8 protein-coding genes are annotated in these 14,984 nt (G+C 56.5%); all 8 read left to right on the top strand.

The annotated features are described in order from the left end of the window. The first annotated feature begins 62 nt into the window (after nucleotides 1-62). The 8 genes from MWR57_RS07725 (at nucleotide 63) to MWR57_RS07690 (ending at nucleotide 14,979) form a co-directional block, all read left to right on the top strand. On the top strand, nucleotides 63-3,155 hold the full coding sequence (locus MWR57_RS07725) for a methyl-accepting chemotaxis protein (protein ID WP_423124225.1): 3,093 nt from the start codon (nucleotides 63-65) through the stop codon (nucleotides 3,153-3,155). A 282-nt stretch (nucleotides 3,156-3,437) separates the two neighbouring features. After that, nucleotides 3,438-3,659, top strand: a complete 222-nt coding sequence (locus tag MWR57_RS07720) for an MCP four helix bundle domain-containing protein (RefSeq protein ID WP_423124224.1) — start codon at nucleotides 3,438-3,440, stop codon at nucleotides 3,657-3,659. A gap of 42 nt (nucleotides 3,660-3,701) precedes the next feature. After that, the gene (locus tag MWR57_RS07715; protein ID WP_479723957.1) at nucleotides 3,702-5,024 is read left to right on the top strand and encodes a methyl-accepting chemotaxis protein; all 1,323 of its coding nucleotides are present in this window, start codon (nucleotides 3,702-3,704) and stop codon (nucleotides 5,022-5,024) included. A 147-nt stretch (nucleotides 5,025-5,171) separates the two neighbouring features. Continuing rightward, nucleotides 5,172-7,133, top strand: a complete 1,962-nt coding sequence (locus tag MWR57_RS07710) for a methyl-accepting chemotaxis protein (protein WP_423124223.1) — start codon at nucleotides 5,172-5,174, stop codon at nucleotides 7,131-7,133. Between the two features lie 205 nt (nucleotides 7,134-7,338). Further along, the gene (locus MWR57_RS07705; RefSeq protein WP_423124222.1) at nucleotides 7,339-9,135 is read left to right on the top strand and encodes a methyl-accepting chemotaxis protein; all 1,797 of its coding nucleotides are present in this window, start codon (nucleotides 7,339-7,341) and stop codon (nucleotides 9,133-9,135) included. Between the two features lie 27 nt (nucleotides 9,136-9,162). Beyond that, complete coding sequence (locus tag MWR57_RS07700) at nucleotides 9,163-11,346, top strand: methyl-accepting chemotaxis protein (protein ID WP_423124221.1); 2,184 nt, start codon at nucleotides 9,163-9,165, stop codon at nucleotides 11,344-11,346. A gap of 112 nt (nucleotides 11,347-11,458) precedes the next feature. After that, nucleotides 11,459-13,273 carry a HAMP domain-containing methyl-accepting chemotaxis protein gene (locus MWR57_RS07695; RefSeq protein WP_423124220.1) on the top strand — a complete coding sequence of 605 codons (1,815 nt, stop codon included), beginning with the start codon at nucleotides 11,459-11,461 and terminating at the stop codon, nucleotides 13,271-13,273. Between the two features lie 35 nt (nucleotides 13,274-13,308). Further along, entirely contained in the window at nucleotides 13,309-14,979 is a 1,671-nt protein-coding gene (locus MWR57_RS07690) for a methyl-accepting chemotaxis protein (protein ID WP_423124219.1), read from the top strand. Nucleotides 14,980-14,984 lie beyond the last annotated feature (5 nt).

Here is a 14,984-nt window from a genome sequence, read left to right as displayed (position 1 = left end):
TGCTATTCCCCGTTTTTTGGGCTTGATCCTACGAAACCGTCAGCAAGAAAGAGGTGTATGGTATGTTGCACAACATGAAAATCGGCAAAAGGGTGTATCTGGGGTTTGGCATCGTCTTGCTGATGCTGGTGATCCAGATCGTGGTGAACGGTGTATTCCAGAGCAGGGTGCTCCGGGATGTGACTTTTGCCAAGGACGTCGGCTACACCGGCAACAAACTGATCATGGAGATCAAGCTGGATGTGGTCCAAGTGCAGCAGTGGCTCACTGACATCAGCGCCACCCGGGCGGCCGACGGTCTTGATGACGGATTCAAGGAGGCGGAAAAATACGCGGCGCTTTTTCGCACGCACACCGAGGAGCTGAAAGTAATTCACCCGGAAGACCGCCGGGAAATCGAGGAACTGCAGAAATCCTTTGATGCCTATTATGATAAGGGCAAATGGATGGCCGGCCAGTTCATCAAAGGCGGGCCGGAACTCGGCAACAAAGCCATGGGCGAGTTCGATGGCTTTGCCGAGAATTTGACCAAGCATGTCGGGAAATTGGAAGAGATGATGGGCTCCACGGCGGAGCAGACCGCTGCCTCCGCTGTTGCCACCATCAAGCTCTCGGGTTTGGTCAGCATCATGCTGGTTCTCGCCATCATCGCTTGCGGGCTGCTCGTGGCCAGGATTATTGTCCGCTCCATCCTGCGTCCGTTGGCAGGATGCGTGGAGGCTGCCCACCGGATTGCCGCCGGCAACACCGACGTAACCTTGGACACCACCGCCCAGGATGAAACCGGGGAGCTCCAAACCGCCATGGCCGAAATGGTGGGGGCGGTCAAGGGTATGGCCGGGGAAGTTTTCCGGGTCTCCCAGGCAGCCATGGAAGGCAGGCTGAATACCCGCGCCGATGCGGCCAAGTTCCAAGGGGATTATAAAAAAATTATCGAAGGGGTCAACAATACCATGTCCAGGCTGGTGGGGCTGCTCGATACCATGCCAGCCCCGGCCATGATCATCGACAACGATTTCCGTATTCTGTATATGAACGAATTGGGCGCCAAGGTCGGTGGCAAAACCCCTGCCCAGCTCATCGACAGCAATTGCTACGACCATTTTAAGACCTCGGATTGCAAGACCGACCGTTGCGCCTGCGGGCAGGCCATGCGGAGCGGGCAGGTCGCCAATGGCGAAACCGACGCCCATCCCGCGGCTGGCGTGGATCTGGATATCTCGTATATCGGGACCGCGTTGCGCGATGAGGCGGGCAAGATCATCGGCGCCTTCGAGGTGGTGAGCGACCAGACCGCGATCAAGAAGGCCGCACGCCAAGCCCAGAAGGTCGCCGAGTACCAGAACATCGAAACCGAGAAGGTCGTCTCCTGCATGAGCAAGCTTGCCAAGGGCGACACCACCTGTTCCATCACCCCAGCCCCGGGAGATGCGGATACCGCTGAAACCCGCAAGACCTTCCATGCCATTGCCGAGGCCTTCAATGCCTGCACCGCGGTGGTCGGTTCCCTGGCCGCCGATGTGGGCATGCTGTCAAGGGCCGCGATGGAAGGAAAATTAAGCACCCGCGCCGACGCCTCGAAGCACGAAGGGGATTTTAAAAAGATCGTCGAGGGTGTCAACAATACCATGTCCAGACTGGTTGGGCTGCTGGACACCATGCCCACCCCGGCCATGATCATCGACAATGATTTCAATATACAGTACATGAACGAACTGGGCGCCAAGGTCGGCGGCAAGAGCGCGGCTCAACTTGTCGGCACCAGGTGCTACGACCATTTCAAAACCTCGGATTGCAAGACCGAACGGTGCGCCTGCGGTCAGGCGATGCGGAGCGGACAAAACGCAGGTTCTGAAACCGATGCCCATCCCGGGGGGCTGGACCTGGATATTACCTACAATGCCACCCCGCTTCGCGATGAAGCAGGCAAGATCATCGGGGCCTTCGAGGTGGTGAGCGACCAGACCGCGATAAAGCAGGCGGGCCGGGTGGCGGAAAAAATTGCCACCTATCAGGAGATCGAGACCCAGAAACTGGTGGAATGCCTCACCCGGCTTGCGGAAGGCGATATTACTCTTGCCATCGAAACCGAGCCCGCCGATAGCGACACCGCGCCGGTGAAACAGGTCTATGACGGCATCGGCTCCGCGGTGGGCACCCTGATCAGCGCCTTAAACGAGATTACCGGCACAGCCCGGGAAATTGCCGGGGGTAACCTGCTGGTCAAGATGAAAAAACGCAGCGATCAGGATGAACTGATACAGGCATTGCAGGATATGGTCGAGAAGCTCAAGGAGATCATCACCGATGTGCGTGGCGCGGCGGATCAAGTCGCCTCCGGCAGTCAGGAGTTGAGCAGCAGCTCCCAGCAGGTCTCCCAAGGGGCCAGCGAACAGGCCGCCTCGGTGGAGGAGATTTCTTCCTCCATGGAGGAATTGGCCAGCACCGTGGCCCAGACCGCCGATCACGCCCGGCAGACCGCGGCTATTTCCACCAAGGCGGCTGCCGATGCCGTGGAAGGCGGCAAGGCGGTGGGTGAAACGGTGGCGGCCATGCAGCTTATCGCCACCAAGATCGAACTCATCGAGGAGATTGCCCGGCAAACCAATCTGCTGGCCTTGAACGCCGCCATTGAGGCGGCCCGGGCCGGAGAGCACGGCAAGGGCTTTGCCGTGGTGGCCGCCGAGGTGCGCAAGCTCGCGGAACGCAGTCAGGTCTCGGCCCAGGAGATCAAGGGCGTTGCCGGAACCAGCGTGGAAACCGCATCCAACGCAGGCAAGCTCATCAACGATATCGTGCCGCAGATCCAGAAAACCGCGGAATTGGTCCATGAGATCGACGCGGCCAGCAACGAACAGGCCAGGGGCATTGATGAAAACGCCCGGGCCATCCAGCAGTTTGATCAGGTAATTCAGGCCAACAGCGCCGCCGCCGAGGAGATGGCTTCCACCAGCGAGGAATTGACCGCCCAGGCGGCCCATTTACAAGAAACCATCGCTTTTTTTAAGGTGGAGACGGAAAGCGGGCTTCGGTCCCAAGTCTTGCCCCTGCCTCGGGTTGCCTCGACTGGCCGGGGAGCAAAAAAATCATCAAAGGGCAAGGGGGTGAAGTTGTCCCTGCCAGGGGCCGGAGATGGTGATTTCGAGCGGTATTAATAGTTTTTTGTAAATTGAAGACAGCTTGAATCGGAGGGGTGCACTGTTATGGTGCGCCCCTCTTTTTTTCACCCTGCAATTTTCAACCTCCTGCTGCAAATTTTTTTGCGGACCAAGAAAGCTCTGGACATTCATATTTCTTCCTGCGACGATTTTTTACCGGCAATTATCTTTCGGCCCACGTTGAGGACATAACGGCATGCTTGCTTCCTGTTTTTTTACAGTGGCAGGGAGTGTTGCGTTCCGCGAGATCGGTTTTTTCACATCAAAGGAGTGTGCGCCATGAATCTGCTCAATACAATGAAGGTGGGGAGCCGTGTTTATCTGATCGTCGTCGTTCTGCTTGTCTTGACCGGCGTCGTTGCTGCAGTGGGGCTGGTTAAGATGAACCAGATCGGCGGCGAACTGGAAGCCATTGCCGAACGCGATCTGCCGCTTACCACCGTCATCACCGAAATCGCCGAACGCCAGTTGCAAATCGGCATTCTGTTTGAACGGGGCTAACGCCATGGCGAAAATGGTAACAAGGCCGGCTTGCAGCATGCCTTGGATGCAATCAAAAGTGTCGGCAACGAGACCGTTGCCAAGCTTCAAGAGGCGGAAAAGATCGCCGAAGGTGCTTTGAACCACGCGCGGGACGTTGACCAGCGCCGAGAGTTTGAAAAGGTGCTGGGCGAACTCAAGGTAGTGGAAAAGGAGCACGACGAGGTGGAGGAGCATACCACGAAATGTTTTGAGCTGCTGGCGGCCGGCAATGTCCGCGAGGCGGAACCTTTGTGCGACAAGGTCTCCAAGGAGGCCGAGGACGTGGATCAGAAGATTGTCGGGATCCTTAACGAGGTGGAAAAATTTACCGGCGCGGCGGCTCTCCAGGCGGAAAAGGATGAGCAAACCGGCCTGCGGCTTATTCTCTTTGTAACCGTGGCCAGTTTGGTTGTCGGCTTTGCCCTTGGCATGCTGGTGACCAGAAGCGTTACCAGTTCGCTTCTGAACGTGCGGATCATTGCCGACAATGTCACCGCCGCAAGCCAGGAATTGAGCTCCACCGCAGAGGAAGTTTCCCAGGGCGCCAGTGAACAGGCCGCTGCGGTCGAAGAATCCACGGCCTCGGTGGAGGAGATGAGCGCCACCATCCGCCAAAACCGGGAAAACGCCCAGCAAACAGAGCAGATTGCCGTGTTGGCCGCCAATGACGCAGAGGAGAGCGGCAAGGCGGTCACCCAGACCGTGAGCGCCATGAAACAGATCGCCGCCAAGATCTCGATTATCGAGGAGATCGCTCGCCAGACCAATTTGCTCGCCTTGAACGCCGCCATCGAAGCGGCCCGGGCCGGGGAGCACGGCAAGGGCTTTGCCGTGGTGGCCGCCGAGGTGCGCAAACTCGCGGAACGCAGCCAGCAGGCGGCGGCGGAGATCAGCCAGCTTTCCGCTTCCAGCGTGGCGGTGGCGGACAAAGCCGGGATCATGCTGGCCAAAATAATGCCGGACATCCAAAAAACCGCGACCTTGGTTCAGGAAATTGCCGCAGCCAGCGTGGAGCAGAGCGCCGGCATCGACCAGATCAGTGAGGGCATGCAGCAGCTCGACACGGTGGTGCAACAAAATTCCAGCGTTTCGGAGGAAATGGCAGCCACTGCGGAGGAGCTCTCCGCGCAGGCCGATGAGTTGCAGGCAGTGATTGCCGCGCTCATCGATACCAAAGCCGGTACCGGCCAACCTCGACGGCCCAGAACCAACGCCGCCAAGGTTGCGCATTATGGCAACAAAAAGCCGCTCACTGCTCCGCCATCCACGGGGGGCGCTCGCCTCCAACTCGGCCAGCGTGCCGATAAGAACGACGACCTGGATCAGGATTTTGAGCGCATGTAAAGGGGATTTCGAGTGGGGGGATAATTCTTGCACGCCTTTGAAGTTTCTGCCTATCATGTGAATATAGTCTTGTTTGTCACGGTATGAACTCTTCATTTTTGGGGTGAGCGGATGCGGTGGAATGATCTGAAAATCGGCAGGAAAATAATGATTGGCTCGGTCAGCATTCTCTTTCTGTTGGTTGTGGTCGGAGCCTGGGCTTTTTGGGGGCTGGGAAGCGTGGTGCGCGACGGTATCGAGGTCGCAAACGGCAACGCGCTCCGCGGCGAATTGCTGCAGCGGGAGGTTGACCATCTGAACTGGGCAAAGAAGGTTTCCGCCTATGTTTACAGTGATAAAGGCGGGAACCTTGAGGTGGAACTCGATCATACCAAATGCGGCTTCGGCAAGTGGTATTACGGCGAGGGGAGAAAACAGGCGGAGACCCTGCTGCCTCTGCTCAGGGAGCCATTGACCGATATTGCCGAACCGCATCAGCGGCTCCATGAATCGGCCTTGAAAATAAAGGAGGCTTTTCAGCGGAAGGAGGGCCCGGAAGGACGGCAACAGGCGGAACGCATCTTCAGCACGGACACCCAGGTCAATCTGGTGAAGGTGCAGGGGGTTCTGAACAAGATGACCGCTCTGGCCAAGGAAAATATTCTTTCCGAGGCGCAGATGATCCAAAATGCCAGAACAACCAGGCTCGCCATCGTGGTGATTGGCCTTCTCGCCATTGTCGTTGGGGTGGGGGTTTCCCTGCTCACGGCGCGATCCATTGCAAAGCCCATTTCCTCGGTGGTGGAGGTGAATAACCGGTTGGCGTTCGGGGATGTCAATGTTGCCATCGAAACCGGTCGTCAGGATGAAGTGGGGTTGATGCTCAACTCCATGAACGTGATGGTTGGAAATCTCAAGGAGACGGCCAGACTCGCCGAACAGATCGCCCTCGGCAATCTGGATGTGCAGGTCACCATTCTTTCCGACCAGGACGTGCTGGGGAAATCATTGGCTGCCATGGTGAATAAGCTTCAGGAAACAGCAGAATTGGCCAGGCAGATCTCCCTGGGCGATTTGGATGTGCAGGCAAAGGTTCTTTCCGAAAAAGACCTGCTGGGCAAATGTTTGGTCAATATGGTGGAAAATCTCCGGCAGACGGCGGCCAAGGCCGAACAGATCGCCGAAGGCGACCTGCGGGTGGATATGACCCTGCTTTCCGACAAGGATAGTCTGGGGAAATCCCTTGCCGCCATGATCAGCAAGTTGCGCCAGGTGATAACCGACGTGCGCGCCGCCGCCGATCAGGTAGCGGCCGGGAGCGAGGAATTGAGCAGCAGTTCCCAGCAAGTCTCTCAGGGAGCCAGCGAACAGGCGGCCTCGACCGAGCAAATCTCCGCCTCCATGGAAGAACTGGCCAGCACCGTGGCCCAAACCGCCGACCATGCCCGGCAGACCGCGGCGATCGCCAACAAGGCTGCGGCCGATGCCGTGGCCGGCGGTAAGGCGGTGGTGGAAACCGTTGACGCCATGCAGCATATAGCCGAAAAGATCGAGCTCATCGAGGAGATCGCCCGGCAGACCAACCTGTTGGCCTTAAACGCCGCCATCGAAGCGGCTCGGGCCGGTGAGCACGGCAAGGGCTTTGCCGTGGTGGCCGCCGAGGTCCGCAAACTCGCCGAACGCAGTCAGGTGTCGGCTCAGGAGATCAAAGGCGTGGCCAGCGCCAGCGTCAAAACCGCTGCCAATGCCGGGATGCTGATCAACGAAATCGTGCCCCAGATTCAAAAAACCGCCGAGCTGGTTCATGAGATCGACGCAGCCAGCAACGAGCAGGCCAGGGGCATCGATGAAAACGCTCGCGCCATCCAGCAGTTTGATCAGGTGATTCAGTCCAATAGCGCCGCTGCCGAGGAAATGGCCTCCACCAGTGAGGAGCTTACTGCCCAAGCGGCGCAGATGCAGGAAACCATATCCTTTTTTACGGTGGAAACAGGGGTGATTGCCAGTCGTGTTCAGGGCCGTTCTTTGCCGCGATCTGCCTCGACCGGCGGAATGAAGACGGCGGCTAAAAGCAGCGGGGTGAAGCTCTCTCTGCCGGGCGGCAATGATGACTCTTTTGAGCGGTATTGATTGCCGTTGTTTCCCATGCTGAAATGAAACGCTCTCGATCCGAGGGCGTTTTTTGTATGTGCGGCGGGTTATAGTTGATTCAAGGGTGCCGGTTCTCTCTGTTTTTTATTCTTTGACGTGTTTTATTTCCCATGCGTATAATTATAAAACATAGGCATTTGTACGGATGGCGGCCGCGCGAGGTCAAAGGAACAAGGAGCGGAGCATGTTGAAGGAAAAATTTCAAAACATGGGGATCGCAACAAAACTGAACATGGCCATTGTGGCCGCGGTGCTGCTGCTCATGCTCGGCATGAGCGTGGCGGTAAATTCCGCGGTGCGTAGCGCCCTGAGCGAGCAAGGGGATGCCTTTGTCTCCACTCTGAAGGAGCAGCAGAAAGGTCAGGAGGAATTGCTGCGCCAGGATCTGGTTCTGAAGGGCAACTCCTTTGCCGAGATGCTGGCCAGGGTCGGACAGGATCTTATCCTGAATTATGAGTACGCCTTTTTGGAGAAGATCGTCCAGAGCGTGGTCAATGATCCTGATATTCCGTTTGCCGTTTTCTATGACAAGGACGGCAATGCCGTCACCACCACAAGCGTCAGGCCGGAAGGATTCCCAACCCAGAATATCGTGAGCAAGGAGATCCAGGCCGGTGAACAGAAGGTCGGCTCGTTGGTCATCGGTTTGAATTTCGCCGCGGTTGAAAAAAATATCGAGAAAACTCTTGCTCAGGGCAACGCGGTGATCGCCGCGGCCCAACAAAAGCAAAAGGATGTTTTGCTGCGGATCGCCATGAGTATCGTCGGCTTCGCCTTAGGTGTGGTGGTGCTCATCGGCGGCATTGTGTATTACGCCATTCGCCTTATGATCAAGCCTCTAACGCAGGCGGTGGCCAACATGCAGAGGGTGGCCCAGGGTGATTTGGACGTCGAAATCGCCAGTGTGAGCGGGGATGAAATTGGTCAGATGTGCGAAGCCATGCACGGCATGGTCGAAAATCTTAGGGCCACGGCGGCAATGGCCGGGCAGATCGCCTTGGGTAATTTAGACGTAAAGGTGACCATCCTTTCCGAAAAAGATCGAATGGGGATATCCTTGGCGAAGATGGTGGAAAATTTGAAGGCCAAGGCAGAGCAAATTGAAAAAGGAGATCTTGGCTCAAAAGTGGAACTCCTTTCCGAAAATGATATGTTTGGCAAGGCCCTGGCCGCCTTGTTTCAAAGATTGCGCCAGATTATCACGGAGGTCCAGACCGCGGCCGACCAGGTTGTCGCTGGCAGCCAGGAATTGAGTAGCAGCTCCCAGCAGGTTTCGCAAGGTACCAGTCAACAGGCTGCCGCAGTGGAGGAGATCTCCGCCTCCATGGAAGAGTTGGCCAGCACCGTGGCCCAGACCGCAGATCATGCCCGGCAGACTGCGGTTATAGCCCAAAAAGCATCTGCCGATGCAGTCGAGGGCGGAAAAGTAGTGGCGGAAACCGTCTCCGCCATGCAGCATATCGCGGAAAAAATCGGGTTTATTGAAGAGATTGCCAGGCAGACCAACCTGTTGGCTCTGAACGCCGCCATCGAGGCGGCTCGGGCCGGTGAACACGGTAAGGGTTTCGCCGTGGTTTCCGCCGAGGTGCGAAAGCTTGCCGAGCGAAGTCAAACCTCGGCCCAAGAAATCAAGGGCGTTGCCAATGCCAGTGTGGAAACCGCAGGAAACGCGGGCAGGCTTATCAACGAAATAGTGCCTCAGATCCAGAAAACAGCGGAGCTTGTCCAAGAGATTGATGCAGCCAGTAACGAACAAGCCCGCGGTATTGATCAAAATACCAAGGCTATCCAGCAGTTTGACCAGGTAATCCAGGCCAACAGCGCGGCCGCCGAGGAAATGGCCTCCACCAGTGAGGAACTATCCAGCCAGGCTGCGCATCTTCAGGAATCAATCTCGTTTTTTAAATTGAGCAATCGGGATAAGGATTTATTGCCGGATGCGGGCGAGGAGAGCTTCAACGAGGCTTATAGTTTGACATGAGCATTTTTTGCGCGGGAGGAGGCACGCATGGGGAATAATTTCAGCATAAAGACGAAGATATTAATACTCGTTTTAAGCGGCATTTTGCTTATGACCCTGTTCAACATGGGCAAGCAATATGTTGATTTCGATAAAACATTGGCCGCTGCCAAAAAGACCCAGGCTGCCAGGGTCCGGGCTACCTTCAAGAATTCTCTTGGCCAGCAACTCCAGAACCTGTCCCTGGCCATGGAAACACTGACGCAAAATAAAGATGTTGTCCGTTCTTTTGCCGAGGGCAATAGAGAGGCATTGATTCAGGATTTGGTCAAGTATAATGAAAAGCTCAAGAAACAATATGATATCGACCAATTTCAATTTCACACCCCGCCGGCAACCAGTTTTTTAAGGCTGCATAAAATCAGCCAGCACGGGGATGATCTTTCTTCCTTCCGCAGCACGGTTGTCGAGGCCAATCAGAGTAAAAAAACGGTTGTCGGCCTCGAAGTCGGGGTCGGTGGGCCTGGGCTGCGGGTGGTATATCCAGTTTCCTATGAAAATAACCACATCGGCACCGTGGAATTCGGTGGCTCGATCAGTGGTCTGTTGAAAAACCTCAAGGATACCTTTGGCATAGAATACGCCATAGGCATCCGTCCGGATGTTTTTCAAAAAGCGCAACGCGTGAAATCAGAAGCCACGGATATTCTTGCCGACAACTTGGTTTTTTATGCAACCTCCTCTGAACTTGCCAAGAGCATTCTCGGCGCCTATTCGGCAGGAAAAGATGAATACAAGATCAACGGAAAGTTGTTTGTGACCTATCCGTTGGTGTTAACGGATTATCAGGGCCAGGAAATTGGCTATATTCTTGTCGTGGACGATGTGCAGGCTATCGTCGATGATCTGCGAAAAAAATTAATCGCCAATCTGGGCATCAACCTCATTCTTACGGTCATCATTCTTGCGGCGCTTTTTTTCTTTGTCAGAAAAGCCTTTCTTCCGATCAACGATGCCGTCGCCACCTTTGACAAAATTGCAGGTGGCGACCTGACCGTGGACATAAAGGTGGACAAAAAAGATGAGGTTGCGCAGATGCTCATCGCCATGCGAAACATGGTTGAAAATCTTCGAAAAACCGCGCAGATGGCAGAGGAGATCGCCTTGGGGGATCTCGATGTCAAGGTTGTAATCCTTTCGGACAAAGACGTGTTGGGCAAATCCCTTGCCAACATGGTTGATACCCTGAGGAGAACAGCGGCCAATGCTGAAATGATCGCCAACGGCGATCTTCGGGTCGAGGTTAAATTGCTTTCCGCAAAAGATGCCTTGGGCAAGTCTCTGACCGCGATGATCGAAAAATTACGACAAATTATTACCGACGTGCGGGCCGCGGGCGACCAAGTGGCATCCGGAAGTCAGGAGTTGAGCAGCAGTTCGGAACAGGTTTCGCAAGGGGCCAGTGAGCAGGCCGCTGCGGTGGAAGAGATTTCCTCGTCCATGGAGGAGTTGGCCAGCACCGTGTCCCAGACCGCCGACCATGCCAGACAGACTGCGGCCATCTCCAATAAGGCGGCCTCCGACGCCGTGGACGGCGGCAAGGCGGTTGCGGAAACCGTTAGCGCCATGCAGCATATCGCCGAAAAGATCGAGTTGATCGAGGAAATCGCCCGGCAAACCAATCTGTTGGCCTTGAATGCAGCCATTGAGGCGGCGCGTGCCGGGGTGCACGGCAAGGGTTTTGCCGTGGTGGCCGCCGAGGTGCGTAAACTTGCCGAACGCAGCCAGGTATCGGCCCAGGAGATCAAGGTCGTGGCCGCCAAGAGTGTGGAAACAGCGGCAAGGGCTGGAGAGTTGATTAACGACATTGTCCCCCAGATACAGAAAACCGCCGAGCTGGTCCAGGAGATCGACGCTGCAGCCAATGAGCAGGCCCGTGGCATCGATGAAAACGCCAAGGCCATCCAGCAGTTTGATCAGGTGATTCAAAGCAATAGCGCGGCTGCGGAGGAAATGGCTTCCACCAGCGAGGAGCTCACCGCCCAAGCCGCGCAGATGCAGGAAACCATTGCTTTTTTCCGGGTGGAGATTGCGGGAGCGAAGAGCAGACCGAGATCGCAGGAGCGGCCTCTGGCTAAGCCTGCCGCGCCCAGCCAGACAGGGGATAAATCGGGCAAGGGCGTGAAATTGTCCCTGCCCGGCATCGGTGATGGAGAGTTCGAGCGGTACTAAGGGGAATATGTCTGTTTTTTGAATAAAGTGAGCAGGGGGAGACGCTTTCCAGTTTTGCCGCCATATGCCTAGAATTTTTTAAGAGTTAGTGTTAGCAAAAGGAGATAGGGAAATGTTGCAAGACATGAATCTCAGTAAGCGGTTGGCCCTTGGGTTCTCAGTGTTGGTGGTGATTATGGCGGTCCTGATCTGGATCGGCGCCAGCGGGATGGCCAAGATCATGGGAGAGATGAAGGTGCTTGTTGAAGTCAATGCGGTGCGGATAACGGAACTCAGCAGCGCGGATAAAGAGATCGCCAACATCGCCATCAATGTCCGGAATATTATCCTGACCTCCAGCCCGGAAAAACAAAAGGAGTACCAGGAGCGAATTGCCAAGTTTCGCGAAGGGTATGAAAAGAGCCTGAAAAAGATGGAGGAGCTGACGAGTGCCAACGATACCAAGGGCCATGAACTGATAGCCAAGATCAAGGAGGCCAACAAGACCTTGCGGGGCCTGAACGACAAGATCATCGAGCTTGCCACGACCGGCAAGGATGCCGAGGCCGAGCAGATACGCACCAAGGAGGGCGGTCCGGCGGAACGCGCCGTGCAGGGGTATTTTGACAACCTGGTGGCGCATAACCTGGAGCGTAATGCCGCCCGTTACGAGGAGGGCACCAATGTTTTCCACACCTCCCGTAATCTCATGTTTGGCCTGGGCGGCGGTGCGCTTCTGCTGAGCATCGGCATTGCCGTATTCCTCACCCGTTCGATTTTACGCCAGCTTGGCGCCGATCCCAAGGATGTCCGTGACGTCGCCAATATGGTGGCGGTTGGCGATTTCCCCAGCAATCTTACCCTTGTCACAGGCGATACCAGCAGCGTTATGGCCGCCATGAAGACCATGGTCGATGCCCTTGCTCGCATCACGGCCAACGCGAAGCAGGTTTCCCAGGGCAATCTCATGGTGGAGATGAAGAAGCGGAGCGACAAGGACGAGCTGATGGAATCCCTCTCCACCATGGTCGCCAAGCTGAAAGAGGTGGTCATGGATATCCAGGCCGCCGCCGACCAGGTGGTCGCCGGCAGCCATGAGTTGAGTTCCAGCTCCCAGCAGGTTTCCCAGGGAGCCAGCGAGCAGGCCGCCTCCGTGGAAGAGATCTCCTCGTCCATGGAGGAGTTGGCCAGCACCGTGGCCCAAACCGCGGATAACGCCCGGCAGACCTCAACCATTGCCACCAAGACTGCGACCGATGCCGGGGCCGGTGGCAAGGCGGTGGCGGAAACCGTGGAAGCCATGCAGCATATCGCGGAAAAGATTGAGCTCATCGAAGAGATTGCCCGCCAGACCAACCTGCTGGCTTTGAACGCCGCCATCGAGGCGGCTCGGGCCGGGGAGCACGGCAAGGGCTTTGCCGTGGTGGCTGCCGAGGTGCGCAAGCTTGCTGAACGCAGCCAGGTGTCGGCCCAGGAGATCAAGGGAGTAGCCACTGCCAGCGTGGCCACCGCCACGAATGCCGGCAGGCTGATCAACGAGATTCTTCCCCAGATCCAGAGAACCGCAGAGCTGGTGCAGGAGATCGATGCGGCCAGCAACGAGCAGGCCAGAGGGATCGAGGAAAATTCCAAAGCCATCGAGCAATTTGATTCGGTTATTCAGTCCAACAGCGCGGCGGCCGAGGAAATGGCCTCCACCAGCGAAGAATTGACCGCGCAGGCATCTCAGATGTTGGAAACCATCGCTTTCTTCAAGTTGGATGAGGCAGGAGGACAAAGGCGTCAGGCAATTGTCTCCGGTGCCGGTGGCCAGAGATTAGTGAGAGCGCCTCTGGCCTTGTCTCATACAAAGAAAGCGAAGCAGGGACATGCAGGCGTCGGCAAGCAGACTTCGCCATCCGGGGCTAGCATAGCCTTGGATGATCAGAAGGATTTTGAACGGTATTAGGGAAGGAATAAAGCTTCACATCTTAGGGAGCGTAAATGAAAAAAAATATCAGAAATAAGATGTTGTTCGCTTTTGGCGGGGTTTGTCTGGTTCTGGTGATTCAGCTTTTGGTGAACGGCTTTTTTCAGAACCAGGTGACCCGCAGCGTGGAAGAGGCCCGGGACAAGGGCTATGGCGGTAACGAGTTGGCCATGGGAATCAAACTCGAGATGCTTCAGGTGCTGGAGATATTAACCGATGCCAGCGCCGTTCGCACCCCCGAGGTTCTGCTCAGCGCCAATAAGGATGCCGGCGAGCATGTTGCCCGGTTTCGCGAGCATGCCGAGGCGCTGAAAACGCTCCACCCTGACAACCGGCGGGATGTCGAGGAAATTGAGAAACTGTTCGGGGAATTTTTTGAAAAGGGTAAGCGGACCGCCGAACTTTATGTGAAGGGAGATATGGTGTTGGGCACCAAGGCCATGGATGAGTTCGACGCCGCGGCCGAGGAGTTGGGCAAGCTGGTTGAGCAGATTGAAGAGGAGATGGAGGCTGAAGCGGCGAACGGCATTGCCGGTGCGCTTTCCACCATCAAGATGGCGAATATTGTCAGCGTGGTGCTGGGTTTGGCCATCATTGCCTTCACCACCATCCTGGCTTTTGTTTTTTCGGGCAGGATTGCCTCGGCTCTTGGGAAAATGGTCGGCGTTGCCCAGCGGATTGCCGATGGCGATCTGGCTCATACCCAGCAAATGGAGGCCAATAAGGAAGATGAGATCGGGCAGTTGGCCGAAGCCTTGGATACCATGGTGCTGAAACTCCGGGAAATTATCCAGGATGTGCGCATGGCTTCGGATCAGGTGGCTGCTGGCAGCCATGAGTTGAGCAGCAGTTCCCAGCAGGTTTCCCAAGGCGCCAGCGAACAGGCCGCCTCGGTGGAGGAGATTTCCAGTTCCATGGAAGAGCTGGCCAGCACCGTGGCCCAGAGCGCCGATAACGCCAGACAGACCACGGCCATTGCCAGCAAGGCGGCGAAAGATGCGGTGGAAGGCGGCAAGGCCATGTCGGAAACCGTGGGCGCCATGCAGCATATCGCGGAAAAGATAGAGGTGATCGAGGAGATTGCCCGACAGACCAACTTGTTGGCCTTGAATGCCGCCATCGAGGCAGCCCGCGCCGGAGAGCACGGCAAGGGCTTTGCCGTGGTGGCCTCGGAGGTGCGCAAGCTCGCTGAGCGCAGCCAGCTCTCGGCCCAGGAGATCAAAGGGGTTGCCTCGGCCAGCGTGGCCACGGCCACCAATGCAGGCAAGCTGATCAACGAGATCGTGCCCCAAATTCAGAAAACCGCCGAGCTGGTGCAGGAAATTGATGCCGCCAGCAATGAACAGGCCCGGGGGTTGGAAGAAAACGCCAAGGCCATCGAGCAGTTTGATCAGGTTATTCAGGCCAACAGCGCGGCGGCCGAGGAAATGGCCTCCACCAGCGAGGAACTCACCGCCCAGGCCGGGCGGCTTCAGGAAACCATCGCTTTCTTCAGGGTGGATACTGCCATGGACACAAGGCGCTCAGGAAGCGGAGCGGATATCGGATACCGCAAACCAGGCGGCATTTTGCCGCCCCCTCCTTCCGGAAAGGGCGCCGGCGGACAGGGGATAAAAGTTCCGCCGGCCAAGGACGGCGGGGCAAGGATTTCCCTCAATGATGCAAATGACTTTGAACGCTATTAACGGGA

The sequence above is a fragment of the Hydrosulfovibrio ferrireducens genome (genome assembly GCF_046883345.1).
Lineage (GTDB): Bacteria > Desulfobacterota > Desulfobulbia > Desulfobulbales > Desulfurivibrionaceae > Thiovibrio > Thiovibrio ferrireducens.
This window is presented reverse-complemented; position numbering and strand designations above follow the sequence as displayed.